This is a genomic window from Gloeocapsopsis crepidinum LEGE 06123, assembly GCF_015207655.1.
GTDB lineage: Bacteria > Cyanobacteriota > Cyanobacteriia > Cyanobacteriales > Chroococcidiopsidaceae > Gloeocapsopsis > Gloeocapsopsis crepidinum.
Map to the genome: position 1 here is coordinate 60,798 of NZ_JADEWN010000025.1, position 6,298 is coordinate 67,095.

Annotated in this window: 6 protein-coding genes; 5 read left to right on the top strand and 1 reads right to left on the bottom strand. The window is 43.6% G+C overall.

The annotated features are described in order from the left end of the window. Nucleotides 1–3 precede the first annotated feature (3 nt). Complete coding sequence (locus IQ230_RS11890) at nt 4–777, bottom strand: pseudouridine synthase (protein WP_193932202.1); 774 nt, start codon at nt 775–777, stop codon at nt 4–6. 116 nt (nt 778–893) lie between these two features. Here IQ230_RS11890 and IQ230_RS11895 point away from each other — a divergent pair, with 116 nt between their 5' ends. The 5 genes from IQ230_RS11895 (at nt 894) to IQ230_RS11915 (ending at nt 6,206) form a co-directional block, all read left to right on the top strand. Continuing rightward, nucleotides 894–1,613, top strand: a complete 720-nt coding sequence (locus IQ230_RS11895) for an LmeA family phospholipid-binding protein (protein ID WP_193932203.1) — start codon at nt 894–896, stop codon at nt 1,611–1,613. A 407-nt stretch (nt 1,614–2,020) separates the two neighbouring features. After that, on the top strand, nt 2,021–2,521 hold the full coding sequence (locus tag IQ230_RS11900; RefSeq protein WP_193932204.1) for a hypothetical protein: 501 nt from the start codon (nt 2,021–2,023) through the stop codon (nt 2,519–2,521). Between the two features lie 132 nt (nt 2,522–2,653). Continuing rightward, on the top strand, nt 2,654–3,412 hold the full coding sequence (locus tag IQ230_RS11905; protein WP_193932205.1) for a hypothetical protein: 759 nt from the start codon (nt 2,654–2,656) through the stop codon (nt 3,410–3,412). A 202-nt stretch (nt 3,413–3,614) separates the two neighbouring features. Further along, entirely contained in the window at nt 3,615–5,576 is a 1,962-nt protein-coding gene (locus IQ230_RS11910; RefSeq protein WP_193932206.1) for a beta strand repeat-containing protein, read from the top strand. A gap of 330 nt (nt 5,577–5,906) precedes the next feature. Then, nucleotides 5,907–6,206, top strand: coding sequence for a calcium-binding protein (locus tag IQ230_RS11915; RefSeq protein ID WP_193932207.1), 300 nt, complete (start codon nt 5,907–5,909; stop codon nt 6,204–6,206). Nucleotides 6,207–6,298: the final 92 nt, after the last annotated feature.

Consider the following 6,298-nt stretch of genomic DNA (forward strand, 5'->3'; position numbering starts at 1 on the left):
TTGTCACTCCTTGATTGCACCTGATTCTTCAACACGTAGACGGTTTATTTGAACCCGCAAAAATTGCAGTTCAAAGTCTTTTAAGGGACGATAGCAACCCTCAGATAAGGGTGGCGGTTGTAATCGAATCAAGCCAATCGCCGTTCGCTGTAACCGATGTACGGGATATCCTAAAGCTTGAGCAATACGTCGGATTTGACGATTTCTTCCTTCTTGGAGAATAATTTCTAAGCAAGTATGTATTCGGTTTTGAGCGATCGCATTCACCGTAGCTGGTCGAGTTCTACGACCGTCTAGAATCACGCCGCGACGCCATTGTCGCAAAACATCTGCTGGTGGATGTCCTTCCACCCAAACATGATAAGTTTTCGTAATATTATGTCTGGGATGAGTGAGTGCTAGTGTCAAGTCTCCATCATTGGTTAGGAGTAATGCTCCTGTAGAATCTGCATCCAAACGTCCAACAGGATGAATACCTTGACCGACACGTAATTCTGGTGACAGGAGATCCATAACAGTGCGGCGTCCTTGGGGATCGTGACGAGTAGAAATAACTCCAGCTGGTTTGTTGAGTAAGAGATAAACTGGTTGCGGACGCGATCGCAGTTGAATTAGCTTGCCATCAACTGTAATTGCATCAACTTGGGGATCGGCTTTTTGTCCTAACTCAATGACTTTTCCATTGCACTGCACCCGTCCCAGCCGAATCATCTCTTCTGCTTGTCGCCGTGACGCAACACCCCACTGGGAGAGAATTTTTTGAATTCTTTCCTCCATGATAAAAAAAATTAATCGGTTCTGCCTATATAAAATTTTGTCATTGTATGTAGTAGATTGTGTACAAATATTAAAGAAAAACTACGGGTTCAATCATAAGAGCTAGAGGCGAGAACGTGGGGAGTCAAAAGACAGAATTTGAAGCGGAACATAGCAGCCATTCTAAACAAAGTCGGATCATCACCAAAGTGTTGTCACCTGCTGTACGCCTATTGCTGCGATCGCAAGTTCAGCAAGTCGATCATCTCGATGTTCAAATTTCAGGAGGCGATCGCCAAATTCTCTCAGGTTATATTCCCCAAGTGGCTATTTCGGCGCAAAACGCAGTTTATCAAGGACTGTATCTCACACAACTGGAAATCGAAGGCAAAAATATTAGAACAAATTTGGGCGGAGTGTTGCGCGGTCAACCATTACGATTACTCGAACCCATACCAGTTTTCGGCGAAGTGCGCTTGGATGAATCTGACTTAAATGCTTCCTTAAAGTCTCCCTTACTTGCAGAGGCGCTAACTACCTTACTTAAATCGTTTCTTCCAGAAAAGAGTATTACGTATGAAGCAGTCCACTGGGAGCAAGTTACGATAGGATGCGATCGCCTGATAATCAAAGGCACAATTGCAAGCGATCGCCAAATGCCACTTACGCTAGACACGCGATTAGAATTAATTGATGGTCAAACATTAGCGTTAAAAGAACTGCAAATTCACTCCGACACAGAATTATTTGATATCGACTATTTTCAGATCGATCTCGGCTCAGAAGTTGCAATTGAGACATTGACTTTAACTTCAGGTCAACTGCTGTGTTGTGGTCGCATCAATGTTCTTCCTTAAAATTGGTAACTGGTAATTGGCGAAGCCGCCGCACGCTGCTTGTGGTGTCCCAAGCAGAACGGCGGTCATTGGAAAGAATCTACTATTACCTATTACCCATTCCCAAACGTTATTTAAGCAACGATCCGATCATTTCCGACATTTGATCCGATCTTTTCCTACTGCCAATAGTGATGGTTTTCTCTAAGCTAGATGGTATCAGCAATCCATTCAGCGATCGCGATTAGCCTCAAGAACAACAGTCACACAATTGCATTATTCAATTCTACTGAACTGCAACTTGATATTTATTTCAGCTTAATAGCTTAATTCCGGCTGCTGTAGTAAGCACGTCGCGGATGGTGTTGTGCTGACAACACTGGCTAGCACATTACATTTAAACCCACTACTAACAAAACGGCAAAACTATGATTATTTCAGAAAAAATCTCTAAACAGACAAAAGCGATCGTTGGACTAGCAACTTTGATGTCTGCGACAGCAATTACTACTAGCCCAGCATGGGCTGATTCATACAAAGCATTCCCAGGTAGTATGTGTCAGCACTCAACTTCTACTGATCTTCCAAAACTGGTTCGAGGACCAAATTACATATATAACTCTAGTACTTCGTATGCATATGTAGCTTGTCCCATGGTTCGGGGAGCCCCTGGAGACGATGAAGGTACTACGACTGGACCTTATACGACTGTTTATGTACTTAAAAATTACAACAATCAGACAGTGACTTGCACTCTTTCAGGTTACTGGTCAGATAGCGGTGGTGCAAGTAGTCAGAGTGCAAGTACAAGTACTCATGGAATGTCATCCATGAGTACCGCGAGAGTTGCTAAAAGGAATATTTATGGACTTTTTTGCAGTTTAGCGCCACATAGTGGGATTTACAGTTATTACTCGTTCTTCAAGTGAGCGTGTTCATATCAAATTGCTTTTGACGCACAAACACAGGGACATAAAGGAAAGTTGCATAACATCTATTTATTCCCTACTCAACAAATATTGAAGATTTTGTAAAACAAGCACCTAAAACTAAGAGTAAATATGATTCCTCCTACTATTGAATTCGCATCCTTTCAAGATGTTTTGGATTTCATTGAAACCAAAAAAGCAGAGTTTGCTCAAGCTCCTTTATTTCAATTCATGCAAGACAGCAGTATCTCTCCGTTACAACGACTAGGATTTTCTCCTTGTATCGCCCATTTCATCATGAGTTTTGGGGATCTCAATAAATACGTATTTCGTGACGAGACTAGCAACTTTGATCTAGTTCAAAACGCGATCAACGAGCATACCTATGAAGATGACCATCATTGGCATTGGTTCCTGCGAGATTTGCAGGTGCTAGGATTTGACCGTCCTAAAAGCTTTGTGGATACCTTACGTTTTCTCTGGGGCAACGACACTTGCATTACTCGGCAATTATCCTATCAACTCTCTGCATATACCCTAAATGCCGATCCAATTGTCAAAATGGCAGCTATTGAAGCTATTGAAGCCACAGGCAATATTTTATTTAGCCACACTACACGAGTTGCCCAGGAGTTACAAAGCATCACGCAACAGGAATATATTTACTTTGGCAAGTTTCATCTTACTGTTGAAACGGGACATGCCATTAGAGATGACAATAGCGAGTTGAAACTCGCATCTATTCCCTTAAGTTTAGAGATGAGACAACTAGCATTAGATGTTGTGAATGATGTCTTCGATCTCTTCACAGCTTGGTTAAATGAAATGTTGATCTATGCGAAGCTCCACCCCGTTCAAAATTGGCTTTCTCCTACTCCTGATCGCGTATAACTCGACACGCAGCTAAACTCTGAAAACTTCTAATTAGCGATCGCTAATTAAACAATTTATTCAGTCACTTTTATACCAGCAGTGCTACACGAGCAGGTTGTAGGTGGTTTTGTGCTGAGCAAATAACGTTGTCGGCTGCAATTAACTGCATAAAACACTAGCAGATCTATTACATACCAACTCAAAAAAAGGAAGGATATATATGGCAATTATTATAGGCAGCCCCACCAACGATAGCGACAACATTGTTGCAGATGCAGCTAACGATAACATAGACGCCCTCGCAGGTAATGATACCGTTGCTGGTGGTGCAGGTAATGATACCCTCCTTGGTAATACTGGTGCTGATGTTCTCATTGGTGGAGTGGGTAATGACTCCATCGATGGTGGCAGTGGTATTGACCGAGTTGTTGCTGAGCAAGCCGATGTCAACTATACCATCACCGACACTAGCCTAACTGGTAACGGCACAGACCAGCTCAATTCAATTGAGAACGCAACGCTATTTACTTTGGGTGGCAATAACTTAATCGATGCTTCTGATTTCAGTGGTTCGATTTACTCTTTCACTGGACACGGTAACGACACAATTCTTGGTGGTGCAGGCAATGATGCAATTTCTGGTCAAAGCGGCGATGACTCAATCGATGGTGGCGGTGGCTTCGATCAATATTTTGAGTCGGGCGATGTCAACTTCTTCTTAAGCAACAATAGTCTGACGGGTCAAGGCACTGATAGCCTTAACTCGATTGAGCGAGTAGTGCTGACGGGTGGTGTTAGTAGTAATATCATGAATGCTTCTAGCTTCACTGGTTCAGTGTCCCTCACTGGTAGAGGTGGCAATGACATCCTCGATGGAGGAACGGGTAACGATACCCTGAATGGCGGAGATGGCAACGACTTCTTTTCTGGTAGAGGCGGTAACGACACCTTTGATGGTGGTGCTGGTATTGACACATTAATTGAGTCTCGCAACGGGAACTTCACTTTGACCGATACCAGCTTAATAGGTAATGGCACAGATACCCTAAGTAGCATTAATCGCGTCACACTCACCACTGCCACTGGTAATGACATCATTAATGCATCTAGTTTTACAGGAACTGTCAATCTGTTTGGTGGAGGAGGTAATGACATTCTCGCTGGGGGAACAGGTAGCGACACTCTTAACGGTGGAGACGGCGATGATGGTTTGAACGACAACGGAGCTAGTAACGATACTCTTGATGGTGGTGCTGGCTTTGACGTACTGAATCAGTCAGGTAATGTCAATTTCACCTTGACCAATGACAAGTTAGTAGGTAACGGCACAGATACTCTCAGCGGAATTGAATTTGTGCGACTAGAAGGTGGTTCTAGTGCTAACTCTCTCAATGCTAGGGATTTTACACGTGGAGATGTCAGACTTGTGGGTTTAGGAGGTGATGACGTTCTTATTGGCGGTACACGCAACGATCTCTTAGAAGGCGGCGATGGTAATGACAACTTCGGAGGTGGATTAGGCAATGACATCTTCAACGGTGGAGCCAACTTTGACACACTTTTTGAGTCGGGTGATGTCAACTTTACCTTAACTAGCAATAGCCTAATAGGTATTGGCACTGATAGCATCAACTCGATTGAGAGAGTAGAGTTGGTAGGTGGTTTTAGTAGTAACGTCATCAATGCTTCTGGCTTCCTGGGATCTGTCAGGCTATCTGGTGGAGGTGGCAATGATTTCCTCACAGGAGGAGAAGGTAATGACTACATCGCTGGTAGTCCTACCGATCCTGGTAGGGCAAGAGGTAATGACCGCCTCTTTGGTGGAGATGGTGATGATATTTTGGATGGTCAGGGTGGCAACGATACTCTCATTGGTGGAGACGCTATTGACACTCAATCTGACTTCGATAGGCTTGCAGGCTTTGTTGGTGCTGATACTTTTGTCCTGAGTGAGGGGAATGTGAGTCATTACCAGGGAGCGGGCTTTGCAGTAATTGAAGATTACCGATTTTTGGACGGGGATTTAATTGACTTGGCAGGCTCTCGCGACCAATACAACTTGACACTAGGAAATACTCAAGGTGGCTCAGGTATAGATACCTTTATTCACTTAAAGTCCAATGGCGATCTAATTGCGATCGCTGCCGATGCTAACTTAATTGAAGCTGGTGTCTTCATCTAGCCAAGTTAAAGCGAGTATTCAGGGCTATAAGTAGTGATGTGGTAGATGATCGCCAGAAAAACTGTAGAGCTTTCCTGAATGCCACTCAACTAACCGATTGAATTCCAGCAACAAAATTAACAATTAACTCGATACGCTGCTAAACCTTTAAAGCTTCTAGTTAGCGATCGCTAATCAAAGAATTTATTCAGCTAATACTTTTTACCAGCGCTGCTACAGAAGCAGGTTGCAGATGGTTTTGTGCTGAGTCTAATAGCGTCGGCTGCAATTAACTGCATAAAACACTAGCTGACGTGTGACATGCCAACCTAAACAAAAAAGGATAAAACTATGGCAATTATTTCAGGAAACCCAACCAACGGAAACGATGTAATTGTTGCGGATGGAGCTAATGACATTATTGATGCACTTGCAGGCAGCGATCGCGTCGATGGTGGCGGTGGTAATGATGCTCTGATCGGCAACACAGGTAATGATAGTTTGTTCGGTAACACAGGTAACGATACTCTCCTAGGAAATACAGGTAATGACGTTCTTAGAGGTGGATTAGGCAATGACATTCTCGATGGTGGAGAGGGCATTGATCGCGTTACTGATACGAACTTGCGTTCTAAAGAACAATTAGGGTAGGGTGCAGTTAACCGAGAAACGAGCACTGTTATGGCAAGAGTCAGTCGAGTTGTAGCCCACCAGAGCGTTGAAGAAGTTAAGCAGAAGCTGGC